Genomic DNA, 19622 nt, shown 5'->3' on the forward strand with positions numbered 1-19622 from the left:
CCATTCGATGGCAGAGACCCTTCAACAGACGGTCGCCCCGGTCGCCGACGAGACCGTCACGGTCGACGACTTCACCGCGCTGCTGCAGCGTGAGTTCAAGCCCAACACCGACGCCAAGCAGGCGCGGATCGAAGAGGCTGTCCGGACGCTGGCCCAGCAGGCGCTGGTCGACACCCAGATCATCGGCGGCGACGTCTTCTCGACCGTGGACGCCCTGAAGGCCGCGATCGATCGCAAGCTGACCGAGCAGGTCAACAAGATCATCCACAACGCCGAGTTCCAGAAGCTCGAGTCCGCCTGGCGCGGCCTCTGGTACCTCGTCGGCAACACCCCCACGGGCAAGGACCTGAAGGTCCGCGTGCTCAACGTGTCGAAGGACGAGACCCGCAAGATGCTGCGGCAGTTCCGCGACGCGGCCTGGGACCAGAGCCCGCTGTTCAAGAAGATCTACGAGGCCGAGTTCGGCCAGCTGGGCGGCCAGCCCTATGGCGCGTTCATCTGCGACTACGCCTTCGACCACACCGCGCCCGACATCGAGGTGATGAAGGGCCTGGCCAAGATCGGCGCGGCGGCGCACGCCCCGTTCATCGCGGCGGCGGACTCCGAACTCCTGGGCATGCAGAGCTGGCAGGAGCTGGCCAATCCGCGCGACATCGCCAAGCAGTTCGACGCCACCGACTACATGGCGTGGCGCTCGTTCCGCAATTCGAACGACAGCCGCTACATGGCGCTGACCCTGCCCCGCTTCCTGGGTCGCCCCCTGTACGGCGCCAACAGCGAGCCGGTCGAGGAGTTCGCCTTCGAGGAGGACACCGACGGCGGCCAGCACGACAACTATCTATGGCTGAACGCGTCCTATGCGCTGGGCGTGCGGATCACCGAGGCGTTCAAGACCTACGGCTGGTGCACGCGCATCCGGGGCGTGGAGTCCGGCGGCACGGTCGAGGATCTGCCGACGGCGATGTTCCCCACCGATGACGGCGCGCTGGACGCCAAGTGCCCGACCGAGATCGCCATCTCGGACCGGCGCGAGGCCGAGCTGTCCAAGGCCGGACTGATGGCCCTGGTTCACCGCAAGAACACCGACCAGGCCACCTTCATCGGCGCCCAGACCCTGCACGCCCCCAAGGCGTACGAGGACGCGGACGCCACGGCCAGCGCCAACCTTTCGGCCCGCCTGCCCTACATCTTCGCCAGCTGCCGCTTCGCCCACTACCTGAAGTGCATGGTGCGCGACTGGATTGGCAGCAGCCGCGAGGCCCCCGCCCTGACCAGCGACCTGCAGTCCTGGATCATGCAGTACGTGGACATGCAGCCCGACTTCTCGACCGAAGAAGACAAGGCCCGCAAGCCCCTGAAATCCGCTTCGGTGGATGTCATCCCCGACCCCGAAAACCCAGGCTACTACCGCGGTGTCTTCCGCATGGTGCCGCACTACCAACTCGAGGGGATGGACGTGTCGCTCAGCATGGTTTCGCGTCTCCCCAAGAGCGCGAACTAGTCATCAGTAATCATTTCTCGTGAGGAGAGCGCCTTATGGCCGTGGATATGTTCCTGAAACTTGAAGGCATCAGTGGCGAGTCCAAGGACAGCACCCACAAAGGAGAGGTCGACGTCCTGGCCTGGAGCTGGGGCATGACGAACTCGGGCACCGCCCATGTCGGCGGCGGCGCCGGCGCTGGCAAGGTCAACGTCCAGGACCTCTCGTTCACGAAGTATGTCGATCTGGCCTCGGCCCCGCTGATGCTGGCCGCCGCCAACGGCAAGCACATCAGCAAGGCCACCCTGGTGGTCCGCAAGGCCGGTGAGAACCCGCTGGAATATATCACGCTGACCATGACCGACGTGCTCGTGACCTCGGTCTCGACGGGCGGCAGCGGCGGCGAGGACCGTCTCACCGAGAACGTCTCGCTGAACTTCGCCAAGGTCGAGGTCTCGTACAAGGAGCAGTCGCAGGCGGGCAAGGCCGCCGGCACCGGTGACTTCAAGTGGGATATCGCGGGCAACGTGAAGTTCTAAACGGCTCGCGCCGGTTCTCGGCGAGATCATGAAATCAATGACGATAAACGCCGACGACCTGTTGCGTGCCGGTGATCTGGACGGCGCGCGCAAGGCCCTTGTCGAAAGGGTCAAGCGCGCGCCGGACGACCAGCCGGCCCGCATGTTCCTGTTCCAGTTCTTCTGCATCCTGGGTGAGTGGGACAAGGCCCTGGCCCAACTGAAGGCGCTGGCCCAGCTGTCGCCCGAAGCCCAGATGCTGGTGGTCGCTTACAACACGGCGATCAAGGCCGAGCTCGAACGCGAGGAGGCCTTCGCCGGCCGCGTCCCGCCCGCCCTGCTCGTCGGCGGCGAGGCGTGGACGAGCGACCTGGCCACCGCGCTGGGCGCCACGATCCAGGGCCGGAGCGACGAGGCCGAGGCCGCGCGCGACCGCGCCTTCGACGCCGCGCCCGACACCCCCGGACATTTCAACGACCAGTCCTTCGACTGGATCGCCGACGCCGATCCGCGCTTCGGCCCCTCTTTCGAGGCCTTCGTCCACGGCCGCTGGGGGCTGATCCCCTTCGAGGCCGTCGCCAAGATCACCAGCGAGGGTCCCCAGGACCTGCGCGATCTCGTGTGGCTGCCCGTCGAGATCGAGTTCAAGACCGGACGATCGGTCGGGGCTCTGCTGCCAGCCCGCTATCCCGGCACGCCCCGAGAAGCCGACGCCAACCTGCTGCTGTCGCGCGCCACGGACTGGCGAGACGGCCCGGCCGGCGCTCAGGCCGTCGGCCAGAAGCTGTGGTCGCTGGGCGGCGGCGACGAGGTCGGCGTCCTGGCTCTGCGCCGCCTGGTGCTGGCGTAATGGCGACGCGGATCAACCCTACCCTGTTCGACAAGCTGGTCGCCGATCTCGACATCGAAGGCCTGCGCGACGATCCCAAGATCGAGGCGGGCCAGGTCAGCCGTGCGTCCACGCTGCGGCTGTACCCGATCATGAAGCTGGAGCGCTTCAACGAGTCCGCGTTGCGGGCGACGGTGCTGCGCGAACTGAACTGGATCCTCAACACCACCCATCTGGGTTCGGTCCAGAACCTCAAGGCCTATCCCGAGGTGGCGACCTCCGTCCTGAACTATGGCGTGCCGGACATGGCGGGCAAGCTGCTGCAACGCGGCGCGATCCAGGCCCGGGCGCGCGAGATCAAGGAAGGCATCCGTCGCTATGAGCCGCGCATCGCCCCGCGCCGGCTGGAGGTGACGGCCGCCACCGCGACCTCCAAGCCCAACGCGGTCACCTTCGTCATCCGCGCCGACGTCACCAGCGCCGTGAAGGCCCTGCCGGTGGAGTTCAAGACGGACGTGGAGATCGACACCGGCTCGGCGACCCTGCGGGAATAGGCGCATGGATCCCCGGCTGCTCAGGGCCTACAACGAAGAACTGCTCTATCTTCGCGAGACAGCGAAGGAGTTCGGCGAGGAATACGAGTCCGTCGCCGGCCGCCTGGGCCTGAACGCGCCCGCCGACACCGACCCCTATGTCGAGCGCCTGCTGGAAGGCGTCGCCTTCCTCGGCGCGCGGGTGAAGCTGAAGCTGCAGGACCAGTTCCCGGATTTCACCCAGCATCTGCTGAACGCCATCCAGCCACACTACCTCGCGCCGACCCCGTCGATGTGCGTCGTGGCGCTGGAGCCGCGCGAGGGCGACCACGCGATCGCCGCGGGTTTCAAGGTGCCGCGGCTGACCGAGATGTCGGCCACGGGCCGAGACGATGCGGCCACGCCCGTGACCTTCCGCACCGGCCAGGATGTCACCCTTTGGCCCCTTCGGATCACCGAAGCCGAATACCTGCCGACCCGCGCCGCCGTCTCGACCTATGCCGGCGCCGCGGACGTCAGGGCCGAGGCCGGGCTGCGCCTGAAGTTCGCGGGCCTGGGCGGCATTCCCCTGTCGGCCTTCGCGCCGAACGCCCTGCCGATCTATCTCGACGGCTCGGAACTGGTGCCCGGCGAGCTTTATCGACAGCTGATCGGTGACTCCGTGGCCATCATCGCCCGTTCGGCGGATTCCGCCGCCGGCGCCAAGGCCTGGGTCAAGCTGCCTGTCGTGGAGCAGCATGGCTTCGAGGAGGAGTGCGCCCTGTTGCCCAACGGCCGCCGGTCGTTCCGGGGCTATCGGATTCTCTCCGAATATTTCGCCTGCCCCGAGCGCTTCCTGTTCGTGCGCCTGCGCGAGCTGGGCAAGGCCTTCGCCGGCTGTCAGGGCGAGTGCGAGGTCGTGCTGCTGTTCAACCGCTCGGCCAGCGCCCTGGCCGGGGCGGTGTCGCCCGCGAATTTTCGGCTCTTCGCCACGCCGGCCATCAATCTGTTCGAGAAGCAGATCGACCGGGTCGCCGTCACCGAATTCGACCACGAGCACCAGCTGATCGCCGACCGCACCCGGCCGCTGGATTTCGAAATCTATCGCGTCCTCGACGTCACCGCCTATTCGCAGAAGAACGGCGACGCTCGTCCGGTCGCGCCGCTGCATGCCTTCGGCAGCCTGCTCTACGACTGGAGCGAGGCGCTGTTCTACATCACGCGGCTGCGCCATCGACGCCTGTCGACCAAGGAACAGCGCCTGCGCCGTCGCGCCGACTATCTGGGCACCGAGACCTGGATCAGCCTGGTCGCGCCGGGCGAACCGAAGCGGTTGGAGAGCGTCTACGAACTGGGCGTCCGGGCCTTGGTCACCAACCGTGAACTGGCCGAGAATCTACGCGTGGGCGGAGCCACCGACTTCCGGATCAGCGGCGTTCCGGTCAAGGCCGCGACGATCGTCCGCGCGCCGACCAAACCACGCCCGCCGATGGGCATCAGCGACGGAGCCTGGCGGGTCATCGGCCACCTGACCCCGAACTACGCCGCTTTCGCGGTCGACAATGACGACGACCCGTCGGTGCTGCGCGATCACCTGGCGCTCTACGGCCGCACCGACGACCCGCACCTGCGTCGCCAGATCGACGGCGTGCTGGCGGTCCGCTCCGAACCCGTGACGCGACGTGTGCCGGGCGCCGGCCGCACCGCCTTCGCTCGCGGTCAGCGCCTGCGCGTGAAGCTGGACGATGCGCCGTTTGAGAACGGGCGGATGTTCCTGTTCTCGGCGGTGCTGGAGCGCTTTCTCGGCGAGTTCGCCACCGTCAACGCCTTCACCGAAAGCGTCTTCGACAGCCCTCAGGAAGGAACCTTCGCGCAATGGCCCCCGAGAATGGGCGAACGTCGCAACATCTAGACTTCCTCCGCCGAGCGGCGGGGCAGGCGCGGCGGTTCGGCCTGTTCGGGCTTCTGCGCGCGGCGGAGTCGCGCGCCGTGGACCTGCCGCGGATCGGCGACGCCCGCCTGCCGTCCCAGAACCTGGTCGATCTGGCCCAGACCCCGGCGCTGGGGTTTCCGGGATCGACGCTGGATAGCATCACGGTCAACGGCGGCCGCGCGCGAGTTCAGGGCTACTGGTTCGGCCTGACCGGACCGATGGGCCCACTGCCCCTGCACATGACCGAGTTCGCGCACTATGAGCGCCGCTACGCCAAGAACCATCCGTTCGGCCGCTTCCTGGACGTGCTGGCCGGGCGCATGCTGCAGTTCTTCTACCGCGCCTGGGCCGAGTCCAATCCCGCCGCCAATGCCGACCGCCCGCGCGACGACCGCTTCGCCGGCTATCTGGCGGCCCTGACCGGCGCCACCGACGGCGTGCGCGAGGACGCGGCCTTTCCAGCCCGCGCTCGTCTCTACTATGCCGGCCTCTACGCCTCGCGCCGCAGCGCCGCCGGGATCGAGGACGCGGTCGCCGACCTGGTGGGTTCGCCCGTTCAACTGATCGAGTATCAACAGCGTTGGCGCGATATCGAGCCCGCCGATCAGACCCGCCTGGGCGGCGCCTTCAGCCAACTGGGCGGCGACGCCGTCTGTGGCCGACGCACCAGCACGATCAGCGACGCCTATCGCATCGCCGTCCATGTCGACACCTATCGCGACTACGAGGACCTGATGCCCGGCGGCCCCCGTTTCGCGGTCGTGGCCGAGGCCCTGGACTCGTTCGCCCCCTCGCACCTGGAATGGGATCTCGAGGTCGAGGTCAGCGAGGCCGCGCAGCGTCCCACCGCCCTGGACGGCCGCGCCCGCCTGGGCTGGACCAGCTGGATGAATCCGCCGCTCGGCTGTGGTCCGCGCGCCGAGACCCGCCTGGGTCCCAGCGCCCGCCGTATCGCCCGTACCGCCGTAAAAAGAGGTGTAGCATGACCGAGATCAACCGCTCCGCGCTGTTCGGTCGCCTCAGCCCCACGGGCCTCAAGAGCATCGAGACGGCCACCGGCTTCTGCAAGCTTCGGGGCAATCCCTATGTCGAGCTAGCGCACTGGATGCACGTCCTGCTGCAGGATCCGCGCAATGACGTCGGCGCCGTCCGCGCTCGCTTCGGCCTGGACGAAGTCAAACTGGTTCGCGACGTGGTCGCCGCCCTGGACTCCCTGCCGCGCGGGGCGACGGCGATCTCCGACTTCTCGCCGCAGATCGAGGAGGCGATCGAAAAGGGCTGGCTCTACGCCTCGCTGATGTTCCAGGCCGGCAAGGTCCGCACGGGCCACCTGCTGTTCGGGATGCTGAAGACGCCGACCCTGCGCAACGCCCTGTTCTCGATCTCGCCGGAGTTCCGAAAGATCGCCCCGGACACCCTGGCGGACAGCTTCGACCAGATCGTTGCGAGCTCGGCCGAAGTCGGCGGCGCGCCAATCGCGGAAAGTGTCGCCGAGAGCGCCGGCGGCCCCGCCGATCCCTTCGCCGCCGGCGGCGAGACCCTGGCCAAGTACTCGGTCGACCTCACCGCCAAGGCCCGCTCGGGCGAGATCGACGCCATCGTCGGCCGCGACGCCGAGATCCGCCAGGTCATCGACATCCTGCTGCGCCGGCGTCAGAACAATCCGATCCTCACGGGCGAGGCCGGCGTCGGCAAGACGGCCGTGGTCGAAGGCCTGGCCCGCCGCATCGTCGACGGCGACGTGCCGCCAGCCCTGAAGGACGTCACCCTGCGCGCGCTGGATATCGGCCTGCTGCAGGCCGGGGCGGGCGTGAAGGGCGAGTTCGAGAAACGGCTGCGCCAGGTGATCGACGAGGTCGAGTCCTCGCCCAAGCCGATCATCCTGTTCATCGACGAGGCCCACACCCTGATCGGGGCCGGCGGCCAGGCTGGCTCGGGCGACGCGGCCAATCTGCTTAAACCCGCTCTGGCGCGCGGACGCCTGCGCACGATCGCGGCCACCACCTGGTCGGAGTACCGGCAGTATATCGAGAAGGACCCGGCACTGACCCGCCGCTTCCAGACCGTCAATGTCGGCGAGCCCGAGACGAACGTCGCCGTCTCGATGCTGCGTTCGGTGGCCCCGGCCATGGAAAAGCACCACGGCGTGGTGATCCTGGACGAGGCGGTCGAGGCCGCCGTGAAACTGTCGCAGCGCTACGTTCCGGCCCGTCAACTCCCCGACAAGGCCGTCAGCCTGCTCGACACCGCCGGCGCCCGCGTCGCCGTCTCGCAGCACGCCACGCCCGCCGCTGTCGAGAACCGTCGCCGCCGCGTCGAGCTATTGAATGTCGAGCTGGAGATCGCCACCCGCGAAGCTGAGGGCCACTACACCGACGACGGTCGCGTGACCCGGCTGAAGGACGAGATCGTCACCGCCCAGTCCGAACTCGACCTGATCGAGACCCAGTGGGTCGCCGAGCAGGACGCGATCGCCAAGCTGAAGGAAGCCCGCCACGCCCTGGCCGAAGCCAAGGCCGCCGACGCCCCGGACCTGGTCGACCGCAAGGCGGCCCTGGATTCGGCCTTGCGTGCAGTCACCGCCGTCCAAGGCGACAATCCCATGGTCTTCGCTGAGGTCGATGCCGACGCGGTAGCCGCCGTGGTCGGCGACTGGACCGGCATCCCGGTCGGGCGGATGGTCAAGGACGAGATCGCCTCGGTCCTCACACTCGCCGATCAGCTCAAGCGCCGGGTCGTGGGCCAGGACCACGCCATGGACGCCATCGCCAAGCGCATCCAGACCAGCCGCGCCAAGCTGGACAATCCAAACAAGCCGGTCGGCGTCTTCATGCTGGCCGGCCCCTCGGGTGTCGGCAAGACCGAGACCGCCCACGCCCTCGCCGAACTGCTCTATTCGGGCGACGACAGCCTGATCGTCATCAACATGAGCGAGTTCCAGGAGGCCCACACCGTCTCGACCCTGAAGGGCGCTCCCGCTGGCTATGTCGGCTACGGCCAAGGCGGGGTCCTGACCGAGGCGGTGCGTCGCCGCCCCTATTCCGTGGTGCTGCTCGACGAGGTCGAGAAGGCCCACCCGGACGTCCACGAGATGTTCTTCCAGGTCTTCGACAAGGGCTACATGGACGACTCCGAGGGTCGCCATATCGACTTCAAGAACACCCTGATCCTGCTGACCTCCAATGTCGGCTCGGACCTGATCGCCTCGCTGTCCGAGGATGAAGAGATGAAGCCCGAGGCCGAGCCCCTGGCCCAGGCCCTGCGACCGGAGCTGCTGAAGGTCTTCCCGCCGGCGCTGCTGGGTCGCCTGATCGTGCTGCCCTACTACCCGCTGTCGCCGGCCATGCTGGAGGGCATCGTCCGCCTGCAGCTCGACCGCATCAAGAAGCGGATCGCCGAGAACCACGGCATCGTCTTCGCCTACGACCAGGCGGTCGCGGCGCTGATCGTCTCGCGCTGCACCGAGGTGGCGTCGGGCGGCCGGATGATCGACGCCATCCTGACCAACACGATGTTGCCCGAATTGTCGGTCGCTCTGCTGGAGCGGCAGATGGCCGGCGAAGAAATAGCGAAGATTACCGTCTCGGTTGAGAACTCAACCTTCACCTACGCGTTCGAACAGGTGGAAGCGTCACCACAGAGCGACGCCGCTGTTATCCAGGAAGCCGTGGCCTGAGTATGTCCGACGATCCCGCTGACGACGTGGCCTCGACCACCGGCTTCACCCAATCCTCGTTGGGCAGGCGCGGCTCGCGAAAAGCCGGGCGGCAGGGCATCCTCCCGATCGGCTTCGTCCTGAACGGCATCTACGAGGTCAAGCGCTTCATCGCCCGAGGCGGCATGGGCGAGGTCTATGAGGGCGTCAACGTCAACGCCGACGAGCGCGTGGCGATCAAGGTCATCCTGCCTCACCTGGCCGCCGATCCGAAGGTCCAGGCGCTGTTCCGCAAGGAGGCCAAGACCCTCATCAGCCTGGCGCACCCGGCTCTGGTCCAATACCGCGTGCTGGCTCGCGAGCCGCGCAAGGACCTGCTCTACATCGTCACCGACTATATCGACGGCGCGCCGCTCACCCAGCTGATCGGCAAGGGCCCCGCGCCCGCGACGGTGGAGCTGGTTCGCCTGACGCGGCGCCTGGCCGAGGGGCTCGAGGCCGCCCACAGCCACGGCGCCATCCACCGTGACATCTCTCCGGAAAACATCCTGCTGCCCGACGGTGTGCTGAACCGCGCCAAGATCATCGACTTCGGTATCGCCAAGAGCATGGAGATCGGCGCCCAGACCGTTGTGGGAGACGGCTTCGCGGGCAAGCTGGGCTACGTCGCCCCCGAACAGTTCGGTGATTTCGGCCGTCGCATCGGTCCCTGGACCGACGTCTACAGCCTGGGCCTGGTGGCCCTGGCCCTGGCCGGCGGCAAGGCGCCCGACATGGGCGCGACCCTGGTCGATGCGATCGACCGTCGCCGGGCCGGTCCGGATATCGATGCGGTGCCGGCTATCCTGCGGCCGCTGTTCGCGCGGATGCTGAGCCCCGATCCCGGCAACCGTCCCCAGACCATGGCGGAGCTGATCGCGGCCCTCGACGCGCTGGACCTGTCGAACGAACCGTCGACGCCCTCCGCGCCGTCCTGGGTCCCCGCCCGCGACGCCCTGGCGTCGGACTTGGTGGAGGACAGCGAACGGACAGTCGTGCATTTCGGCTCCGAGCCGCCGTCGTGGTTCAGCGCCGAACCCCGCGCGGAGGAGACCACCCCGCCGATCGTCGCCAGTCCCGAATTCCCCAGCGCCGACGCGCCGCTCGAAGCGCCCGAAGAGCCTCCGCAGGGCCGCACGGTCTTCGCGCCCTCTCCCCTTCCCCAGCCCCCGAAGGCGACCGAAGCGCCGCCTTCACCGATCGCGCGAGAAGAGACGCCGCTCCCGGAGCGCACCGTCTTCTCGACCGCGCCCGCCGCCGCCGAACCCGCTCAGTCGATCGAGGACGAGGCGGACGTCGCTTCCGAGATCGCCCACCTCAGCGTCCCGCCGCGCGACGAGGAGGTCCTTGTCGAGACGCCTGCACCGGTGGCTACGGATGAGGACGACGACGGGAACGACGACGAGGACGCAGTCTCGCCTGCTCCACCCGCGATGGACTTCGCTTACGGCTCGGGTCCGGACGACACCGAAGCCGCCTCGCCGCCACCGGAGCCTTCGCGTGTCAGGCCTCGCCCCAGCGGCAAGCTGATCGCGATCGGCGCGGCGGCCGCCGTGATCGTCGCGGGGGTCGGCGTCACCATCCTGTCGTCGCAGAGCAAGGGCCGACTGCCCGCCGCGCCGGCTGCGACCGCCCCTGCCCCGCCCGCCTCGCCGGACGTCGTCCAAGCCGAACAGGCGATCGCCGCCGCGCTCCCGAGCATCCCCTGCTCGTGGCTGACCGTGGGGCACGGCCAGGCCGGCGACGGCTCGACCGTCATCCAGGTCTCCGGCGCAGCCGGCGACCCTACGGCCGTGAACCGCGCGGTGGCCTCGGCCTCCCGTCGCGCTGGCGCGTCAGGCTTGCAGATCGATTCCACCGGCATCCTGGCGGCGGACCAGGCCACCTGCCCCCTGCTGGACGCTGCGCGTGGCGCGCGCGACCTCAAGGCCGTCGCCGCGCCCGCCGTCGTCGCCCTCCAGACTCGCTTCGAGATCGACCGGGGCATACAGGGCTGCCCCAAGGGCCTGTGGGCGCAGCCGGTCATCAACATCGCGCCAGATCCGTCGAAGAACTACAGCCTGGTCGCGGTCCAACCCTCCGGTCGCCTGGAGCAGTTCGCCGCCAGCCGCGAGCAGTTGGACAGGCTCGCCGCCCGCAATCCCAACCTCTATCAGGACCTGGGGAACGGCCGTCACCGCGTCTCGATGTGCCTGAGCGAGCCGGGCCTGGCCGGATTGCTGATGGTCGAGGGCGCCGGCCCCTTCGATCTCGGTCTCCGTCCCGGCGTCGTCGCCAAGCCGCCACGGGACTTCGCCCAACGGCTGGGGCAGCTCGCCAAGTCCAAGGGCTGGACGATGCAGATGGCCTGGTTCCAGCTCGCCAACGATCAACCGGACCAGCCAGACGTCCCGGCCGTGGACCCCACCGCGCTACGCGCTCAGAAGCTGGCCGAGGCCGCGCAGAAGGCAGCCGCCGCAGAGGCCGCCGCCAATGCCGCTGCGCCCGTGGTGACCGCGCCGCCGCCGGAGCCCGAAAAGCTTCCCGCCGATCACGTGGCTTGTCGCCGCTTCGCCAGCGGCGCCTGGGAAGAGCTGGGCTATGCGCCCCGCGCAACGTGCGTCGATCGCGTGTTCGCCGGACGCTGCGACGTCCAGACGGGCCGCTCCGGCGACATCGAGCTGCGACGGAGCGGCGACAACCTCCAGGCCAAGACCGGCAAGGGGTTCCGCAAGTGGCAGAACGTCGGCAAGTCCGACTGCAAGGGGTAGCGCGCGGCAGAAGCGGAGCTTGGATACGGGAAGCTGACACTCGGATCAGACCTGCGCGTCGATATTGGGATCAGGTCCTCAGACGTTTTCACGCCGCTACGCGTTCAAACTCCGAAAGTGCTGATGCTGAGCTTCCCCGGGGGACGCCTGGCAAGGCCTTAGCGACCGCGTGAGCGTCAGGACCATTTTGTGATCGATCATAACCGCGCCGCCAAACGGCAGATCGCCGACCATGGCGTCATCGGCAATCTCTCCACCGCCGCGCTCGTGGCCACAGACGGCGCCATCGACTTCCTGTGCTGGCCTCATTTCGACAGCCCGACGGTATTCGCCGCGCTGCTCGATATCGACCAGGGCGGCGCTTTCGAATTGAGCCCCCGGATCGAAGACGCCCGCACGATCCAGATGTACGTGCCCGAGACCAACGTGCTGCTGACCCGGTGGCTAGGTGAGAGCGCCAGCCTCGAGGTCATCGACCTGATGCCGCCGCCGGACGACACGGGCGAGTGCTTCTCGCGGGTGATCCGCAGCATCAGAGCCACCCGCGGAACGGCGACGATCGACCTGCGCTGCGCGCCGCGGTTCGACTATGCGCGCGTGCGTCCCGATGTCCGCGTGATCGACGGGAGCGTGCTCTTCTCGGCGCCTGGCTGCCCTACCCTGCGCCTGACCGGACCCGTGACCTTCACGATCGAGGACGATGGCGCGAACGCGCGCTTCACCCTATCAGCCGGCGAACGGGCGGATTTCGTTCTGGACGACGAGGCCTCGCCACTGCTCGCGGGCGACAATCTTGACGAGGTGATCGTCAGGACCACCCGGTACTGGCAAGACTGGGCCGCGCACTCGACCTACAAGGGTCGCTGGCGGGACGCGGTGACCCGCTCGGCCCTGGTGCTCAAGCTGCTGACTTCCCACAAGCACGGCTCGATCGCCGCGGCCGCCACATTCGGCCTGCCCGAGGCGTCGGGGGGACCGCGCAACTGGGACTACCGCGCCACCTGGATCCGCGACGCCTCGTTCACGGTCTACAGCCTGATGCGGCTGGGTTATCTGGACGAGGCCACCGCCTTCACACGCTGGGCGGCCGATCGCGCTACCGACACCGCGGGCCGCCTGGACGTCATGTACGCGATGGACGGCTCGCCCGAACCGCCCGAGACCCTCCTGCCCCATCTGGCCGGTTATGGAGGCGCTAGGCCCGTCCGGATCGGCAACGCGGCGGCCGGGCAGCTGCAGCTCGACATCTACGGCGAGTTGCTGGACTCGATCTACCTCAGCAACAAGTACGGCGAGGCCATCTCGCACGAAGACTGGTTGGGCGTGCGCGGCGTGGTCGACTATGTCTGCGAAAACTGGCGCTCGCCCGACGCCGGCATCTGGGAGGTCCGGCGCGAACCGCGCGAGCACCTGCATTCGCGCCTGATGTGCTGGGTGGCCGTCGATCGCGCCATTCGCCTGGCCAGCAAGCGCTCGCTGACCGCGCCCTTCGATCGCTGGATCGAGACCCGCAACGCCATCAGCGACGACATCTGGGCCAATTTCTGGAATCCCTCGCTGGGCTGGTTCGTCCAGAGCAAGGGCAGCCGCGAGCTGGACGGCGCGATCCTGATGATGCCGCTGGTGCGCTTCATCGGCGCCAAGGACCCGGCTTGGCTTTCGACCCTGGACGCCATCGGCGAACAGCTGACGGATGACGGCCTCGTCCGCCGCTATGTCAACGCCGACGGCCTGGCCGGACAGGAGGGCAGCTTCGCGGCCTGTTCGTTCTGGTACGTCGAGTGCCTGGCGCGAGCCGGCCGCCTGGAACAGGCGCGGACGAACTTCGAGAAGCTGCTGCGCTACGGCAACCACCTGCAGCTCTACGCCGAGGAATTCGACCCGCGCGCCCAGCCCATCGGCAACTTCCCACAGGCCTTCACGCACCTGGCCATGATCAGCGCCACCTTCTATCTGGACCGGGAGATCGACGGCGGGCTGGGTCTGCAGTGGCGCGCGTGAGCCGCCGCCATAGAACGCTGTAATATGGCGGAACCGCCGCTGTTCGGATCGGGTTTTGTCGGCAGTCCGATCGCCTCGGTCGGAGCCAGGCGGCGAAGCTTTCGCGGGAGATGCAGATGGCGGATCGAACGCTGGCGTCCGGAGATCGCGACCTTGATGCGCTCGCCATAGACACCCTGAGGACCTTGGCCATCGACGCCGTCGAGAAGGCCAATTCAGGCCATCCCGGCACACCAATGGCCATGGCCCCCGTCGGCTACACTTTGTGGAGCCGGTTCCTGCGCTATGATCCCGACCGCCCCGACTGGCCTAACCGCGACCGCTTCGTGCTCTCGGCGGGCCACGCCTCGATGCTGCTCTACGGCCTGCTGCACCTGACAGGCGTCAAGGAGATCGACGCCGATGGCAAGACGACCGGTCGGCCGGCCGTCAGCCTGGAGGACATTCGCCAGTTCAGGCAGTTGGATTCCAAGACCCCAGGACATCCCGAATACCGGATGACGACGGGCGTGGAGACCACCACCGGTCCTCTGGGCCAAGGCTGCGGTAATTCGGTGGGCATGGCCCTGGCCGAGCGCTGGCTGGCCGCCCGCTTCAATCGCGACGACGCCATGCTGTTCGACCACGATGTCTACGTCCTGTGCGGCGACGGCGACATGATGGAGGGCGTGTCGGGCGAGGCCGCGTCCCTGGCCGGCCACTACAAGCTTTCGAACCTCTGCTGGATCTACGACAGCAACACCATCAGCATCGAGGGCCACACCAGTCTCGCCTTCACCGAGGACGTGGCGGCGCGGTTCCGGGCCTACGGTTGGCGGACGCTGCACGTCGCCGACGCCAACGACGTCGAAGCCCTCGCCCGGGCGATCGAGACCTTCAAGGCCACCGACGACGCCCCGACCCTGATCGTCGTCGACAGCGTCATCGGCTACGGCGCCCCGACCAAAGCGAATACCGAGAAGGCCCACGGCGAGCCCTTGGGCGCCGATGAGGCCAAGGCCGCCAAGCGGTTCTACGGTTGGCCCGATGAGGCCCAGTTCCTGATCCCCGACGGCGTCGCCGATCACGCTCGCGCCAGGCTCGCCGAGCGAGGCCAACCGCTGCGCGAGGCCTGGAACGACACTTTCGCCCGCTACCGCGAACGCTATCCGGACGAGGCTCAGGCCCTCGACCGCCTGCGCGCCGGCCAATTGCCGGACGGCTGGGACAAGGACATCCCGACCTTCGCGCCCGACGCCAAGGGCGTCGCCTCGCGCGACGCGGGCGGCAAGGCGCTGAACGCCATCGCCAAGGCCGTCCCCGGCCTGGTCGGCGGGGCCGCCGACCTCTCGCCCTCGACCAAGACCAACCTGACCTTCGACGGCGCCGGGCAGCTGCAGGCGGACAATTATGGCGGCCGCAACATGCATTTCGGAGTGCGGGAGCACGCCATGGGCGCGATCGCCAACGGCATGGCCCTGTCGTACCTGCGCCCGTTCACCGCCACCTTCCTGGTGTTCAGCGACTACATGCGCCCGCCGATCCGGCTGGCGGCGATCATGGAGATTCCGACCGTCTTCGTGTTCACCCACGACTCCATCGGGGTCGGCGAGGACGGGCCCACCCACCAGCCGATCGAGCATCTGGCCGCCCTGCGCGCCATCCCCGGCCTGAACGTCATCCGCCCCGCCGACGCCAACGAGACGGCGCAGGCCTGGCGGATGGCCATGACCCAGACCCATGAGCCCAGCTGCCTGATCCTGACCCGCCAGGCCCTGCCCACGATCGACCGCGCCCGCTACGCCTCGGCCGACGGGGTGGCCAAGGGCGCCTACGTGCTGGCCGAGCCGGAAGACGGCGCGCCCCAGGTCATCCTGATGGCCACCGGCAGCGAGGTGTTCCTGGCCTTGGCCGCCCATGAGACCCTGGCCATCGACGGCGTGCGTTCGCGCGTCGTGTCGATGCCGTCCTGGTCGGTGTTCGAGACGCAGGACGCCACCTATCGGGAAAGCGTCTTCCCCCGCGCCATCCGCGCGCGGCTCGCCATCGAGCAGGCCGGGCCGATCGGATGGGACCGCTATGTCGGCCAGGACGGCGAGACCATCACCATGAGCACCTTCGGCGCCTCGGCCCCGCTGGCCAAGCTGCAGGACAAGTACGGCTTCACGCCGGACAACGTGGTCGCGCGGGCCAAGGCGCTGATCGCCAAGCTGGGAGAGGACGCATGAAGAGCCGCCTGAAGACCCTCGCCGAGGCTGGCCAAGGCGTCTGGCTGGATTTCGTCGATCGCGGCTTCCTCGAAGAAGGTGGCCTAGACACTCTGATCGCCGAGGACGGGGTGACCGGCGTCACCTCCAACCCGTCAATCTTCGAGAAGGCCATCGGACAGGGCCAAGCCTACGATGCGACGATCGACGACTTCGTGAAGACCCATCCCGAAGCCGACGCCACGGCGGTCTACGAGAGCCTGGCGATCGCCGACATTCAGTCCGCCGCCGACAGGCTGGCCGCGACCTACGAACGGCTGGAGGGCCGGGACGGCTATGTCAGCCTGGAGGTCTCTCCCTACCTGGCAAACGACACGGACGGCACGATCGAGGAGGCCCGGCGGCTGTGGAAGGCCGTCGACCGCCGCAACCTGATGATCAAGGTCCCCGGCACGGACGCCGGCGTTCCGGCCATCCGCGCGCTGATCGAGGATGGGCTGAACATCAACGTCACCCTGTTGTTCTCACTGGACTCCTACAAGGCCGTCGCCGAGGCGCACCTGGCCGGTCTGGAGGCCCGCGCGGCCAAGGGCCAGGCGATCGACCGCATCGCCGGCGTCGCCAGCTTCTTCGTCAGCCGTATCGACACCCAGATCGACAAGAAGATCCAGGCCTTGGTCGAGGCCGACGATCCCAAGGCGTCCGAGGCCAAGTCTCTGCTTGGCAAGGTGGCCATCGCCAACGCCAAACTGGCCTATGCTTGGTACCAGGACATGATCACCGGCAACCGCTGGAAAGCCCTGGCCGCCAAGGGTGCTCGCCCTCAGCGGCTGCTGTGGGCATCGACCGGGGTAAAGAATCCTGACTACCGCGACGTCCTCTATATCGAGACACTGATCGGCCCCGACACGGTCAACACCGTGCCGCCCAAGACCCTGGACGCCTTCCGCGACCACGGCGAGGTCGCCCAGACCCTCACCGCCGATATCGACGACGCCAAGGCGGTTCTCGACAAGGCACAGGCCTTGGGATTGGACTTGCCCGGCGTCACCACGGCCTTGGTCGAGGACGGCGTGAAGCAATTCTCGCAAGCGGCCGACACCCTGCTGGCGGCGGTCGAGGAAAAGCGCCGCGCTTCCGTTCAAGACGCTCCGCACTAGTCGGCGTCGCCTCACCGCCCGACAACAGCTTGAAGGACTCCTATCATGAAGATCGGTGTGATCGGCCTTGGCCGTATGGGGGCCAACATCGTGCGCCGCCTGATCCGCGGCGGCCACGAGGTGGTGGTGCACAACCGCTCGCCCGAACCCGTGCAGGAATTGGCCAAGGAAGGCGCGATCGCCTCGACAGACCTCGCCGACATGCAGGCCAAGCTAGGCGAGACGGCGGTCTATTGGGTGATGCTGCCGGCAGGGGAGATCACCGACGAGACGATCGACGAGATCGCCGGTTTCGCCAAGCCCGGCGACATCATCATCGACGGCGGCAACAGCTTCTACAAGGACGACATCCGCCGCGCGAAGGCCCTGAAGGACAAGGGCCTGCACTATGTCGACGTCGGCACCTCGGGCGGCGTCTGGGGGCTGGAGCGCGGCTATTGCATGATGATCGGCGGCGACGAGGCCGTCGTGAAGACGCTCGACCCGATCTTCGCCACTCTGGCCCCGGGCCTGGGCTCGATCCCCCGCACCAAGGGTCGTGAGGACGCCGACGACCGGGCCGAGCGCGGCTATATCCACGCGGGTCCCGCCGGCGCCGGTCACTTCGTCAAGATGGTCCACAACGGCATCGAATACGGCCTGATGCAGGCCTATGCCGAGGGCTTCGATATCCTGAAGAACAAGAGCTCGGACCGCCTTCCCGAAGACGAGCGCTTCGACCTGAACCTGACCGACATCGCCGAGGTCTGGCGGCGCGGCAGCGTGATCAGCTCGTGGCTGCTGGACCTTTCCGCCTCGGCCCTGGCCCAGGACGGCGCGCTGGACCACTTCAACGGCAAGGTTGCCGACAGCGGTGAAGGCCACTGGACGATCGAGGCGGCGATGGAGGAAGCCGTGCCAGCCAACGTGCTGTCGGCCGCGCTCTATGCCCGCTACCGCTCGCGCAGCGACAACACCTTCGGCGAGAAGCTGCTGTCGGCCATGCGCTTCGGGTTTGGCGGCCACGTCGAGCTTCCGAAGTGACGACGATCAAGCTCGTGGTGTCCGACGTCGACGGCACCCTGGTTCGCGGCGACAAGACCCTGTCGCAAGCCACGATCGACGCCTTCACTCGCCTGCGGGCGGCCGGCGTGCAGGCCAGCCTGATCAGCGCCAGGCCGCCCAGCGGCATGCTGAGGCTGGCCAAGGCCCTGGGCCTGCCTGGCCCGCTGGGCGCGTTCAACGGCGGTACGATCATCGACGCCGACGGTGTGGTGATCTCCGCCCAGCGCCTGACGCCCGAGGCGGCGGCGACCGCCCTGGCCCTGCTGGAGGCGGCCGGGCTCGACATCTGGCTGTTCGCGCACGGCCTCTGGTACAGCCGCAACACCACCAATCCGCACACGGACCACGAGCGCCTCGCCGCCGACACCGACGCGACCCTGGTCAGCGAGTTCTCGGGGATCGACCAGGTCGACAAGATCGTCGGGATCAGCGACGACCACGCGGCCTTGGCGCGCCTGGAGACGGAGGTGGTCGCGGCGATCGGCGCAGCCGCCGCCATCGCGCGCTCGCAGCCCTACTATCTCGACATCACCGCGCCGGCCGCCAACAAGGGCGACGGGGTCGTCGCGATCGCCCAGGCCGCCAACGTCGCCCTGGCGGAGACGGCGGCGCTCGGCGACATGGCCAACGATCTGCCGATGTTCGCCCGGGCCGGCCTCTCGATCGCCATGGGCCAGGCCCCCGAGGCGGTCCGAGCGGCGGCGCGGCTGGTGACGGCGTCCAACGATGAAGACGGCGTCGCCCACGCGATCGACCATTATATCCTTGGGGCGGCTTCGACATGAGCCGCCCAGTCAAGATCGCGCCCTCGGTGCTGGCGGCCGATTTCACGAAGCTGGGCGAAGAGGTGCGCGCCGTAGATGAAGCCGGCGCGGACTGGATCCACATCGACATCATGGATGGGCGTTTCGTGCCCGAAATCTCGTTTGGACCTTCGGTGGTCAAGGCCATCCGCAAATGCACGACCAAGCCGCTGAACGTGCACCTGATGATCGTAGAGCCCGAGCGCTCGGTGGAACGCTATCGCGACGCGGGCGCCGATCACCTGCTCGTCCAGGCCGAACCCGGCTCGACGATCCACCTGCACCGGGTGCTGAGCCAAGTCCGAGAACTGGGATGTCGTCCCGGCGTCGTGATCGATCCCGCCACGCCGATCGCCTGGATCGAGCATGTGCTTCACCTCGTCGACATCGTCTTGGTCATGACGGTCAATCCCGGATTTGGCGGCCAAGCCTTCTTGCCCGAGATGCTACCGAAGATCGCCGACCTGAGGCGGTTGTTCGAGACGCGCGATCTCAACGCCCATATCGAAGTCGACGGCGGCCAAGATGCCCACACCGCTCGCTTGGCGATCGAGGCCGGCGCCGACGTACTGGTCGCGGGCACATCGATCTTTCAGTCCGACGACTACGCCAAGGCTATTTGCGATCTCCGCGCTGCGGCGCATCCGGCAGGACTCGCCTGAACCCAGGTCTCGCCGGCTCCGGTCGCGCATCAGGGGCTGGGAGCAACAGC

Annotated in this window: 14 protein-coding genes; all 14 read left to right on the plus strand. The window is 68.0% G+C overall.

Going from position 1 to position 19622, the window contains the following annotated elements:
- Positions 1 to 7: 7 nt before the first annotated feature.
- The 14 genes from tssC to rpe all read left to right on the plus strand — a co-directional run bounded on the left by tssC (position 8) and on the right by rpe (position 19572).
- The gene (gene tssC / locus AC07YH_RS16365) at positions 8 to 1501 is read left to right on the plus strand and encodes a type VI secretion system contractile sheath large subunit (protein WP_494748027.1); all 1494 of its coding nucleotides are present in this window, start codon (positions 8 to 10) and stop codon (positions 1499 to 1501) included.
- Between the two features lie 35 nt (positions 1502 to 1536).
- Positions 1537 to 2019, plus strand: a complete 483-nt coding sequence (locus tag AC07YH_RS16370) for an Hcp family type VI secretion system effector (RefSeq protein WP_494748028.1) — start codon at positions 1537 to 1539, stop codon at positions 2017 to 2019.
- Positions 2020 to 2056: 37 nt separating this feature from the next.
- A complete protein-coding gene (locus tag AC07YH_RS16375) occupies positions 2057 to 2848 on the plus strand; it encodes a type VI secretion system accessory protein TagJ (RefSeq protein ID WP_494748029.1) in 792 nt (263 codons plus the stop codon).
- The gene (gene tssE / locus AC07YH_RS16380; protein ID WP_494748030.1) at positions 2848 to 3381 is read left to right on the plus strand and encodes a type VI secretion system baseplate subunit TssE; all 534 of its coding nucleotides are present in this window, start codon (positions 2848 to 2850) and stop codon (positions 3379 to 3381) included. The genes AC07YH_RS16375 and tssE overlap by 1 nt, the downstream gene beginning before the upstream one ends.
- A gap of 4 nt (positions 3382 to 3385) precedes the next feature.
- Positions 3386 to 5251 carry a type VI secretion system baseplate subunit TssF gene (gene tssF / locus AC07YH_RS16385; protein WP_494748031.1) on the plus strand — a complete coding sequence of 622 codons (1866 nt, stop codon included), beginning with the start codon at positions 3386 to 3388 and terminating at the stop codon, positions 5249 to 5251.
- A complete protein-coding gene (tssG, locus tag AC07YH_RS16390) occupies positions 5215 to 6258 on the plus strand; it encodes a type VI secretion system baseplate subunit TssG (protein ID WP_494748032.1) in 1044 nt (347 codons plus the stop codon). Before tssF ends, tssG begins: the two co-directional genes overlap by 37 nt.
- Positions 6255 to 8948 (plus strand): type VI secretion system ATPase TssH, encoded by a 2694-nt coding sequence (gene tssH, locus AC07YH_RS16395; protein WP_494748033.1) that lies wholly within the window; start codon positions 6255 to 6257, stop codon positions 8946 to 8948. The genes tssG and tssH overlap by 4 nt, the downstream gene beginning before the upstream one ends.
- 2 nt (positions 8949 to 8950) lie before the next feature.
- Complete coding sequence (locus tag AC07YH_RS16400; RefSeq protein WP_494748034.1) at positions 8951 to 11716, plus strand: serine/threonine protein kinase; 2766 nt, start codon at positions 8951 to 8953, stop codon at positions 11714 to 11716.
- A 189-nt stretch (positions 11717 to 11905) separates the two neighbouring features.
- The gene (locus tag AC07YH_RS16405; protein ID WP_494748035.1) at positions 11906 to 13717 is read left to right on the plus strand and encodes a glycoside hydrolase family 15 protein; all 1812 of its coding nucleotides are present in this window, start codon (positions 11906 to 11908) and stop codon (positions 13715 to 13717) included.
- Between the two features lie 116 nt (positions 13718 to 13833).
- A complete protein-coding gene (gene tkt, locus AC07YH_RS16410) occupies positions 13834 to 15924 on the plus strand; it encodes a transketolase (protein ID WP_494748036.1) in 2091 nt (696 codons plus the stop codon).
- Positions 15921 to 17063, plus strand: a complete 1143-nt coding sequence (gene tal / locus AC07YH_RS16415; protein WP_494748037.1) for a transaldolase — start codon at positions 15921 to 15923, stop codon at positions 17061 to 17063. Before tkt ends, tal begins: the two co-directional genes overlap by 4 nt.
- 45 nt (positions 17064 to 17108) lie before the next feature.
- Positions 17109 to 18086, plus strand: coding sequence for a phosphogluconate dehydrogenase (NAD(+)-dependent, decarboxylating) (gene gnd, locus AC07YH_RS16420; protein WP_494748038.1), 978 nt, complete (start codon positions 17109 to 17111; stop codon positions 18084 to 18086).
- Positions 18083 to 18892, plus strand: coding sequence for a Cof-type HAD-IIB family hydrolase (locus tag AC07YH_RS16425; protein WP_494748039.1), 810 nt, complete (start codon positions 18083 to 18085; stop codon positions 18890 to 18892). The genes gnd and AC07YH_RS16425 overlap by 4 nt, the downstream gene beginning before the upstream one ends.
- Positions 18889 to 19572: a ribulose-phosphate 3-epimerase gene (gene rpe, locus AC07YH_RS16430; RefSeq protein ID WP_494748040.1), complete on the plus strand. Its 684-nt coding sequence runs from the start codon at positions 18889 to 18891 to the stop codon at positions 19570 to 19572. The genes AC07YH_RS16425 and rpe overlap by 4 nt, the downstream gene beginning before the upstream one ends.
- Positions 19573 to 19622 lie beyond the last annotated feature (50 nt).

The sequence above is a fragment of the Caulobacter sp. GW456-12-1-14-TSB4 genome (assembly GCF_059424195.1).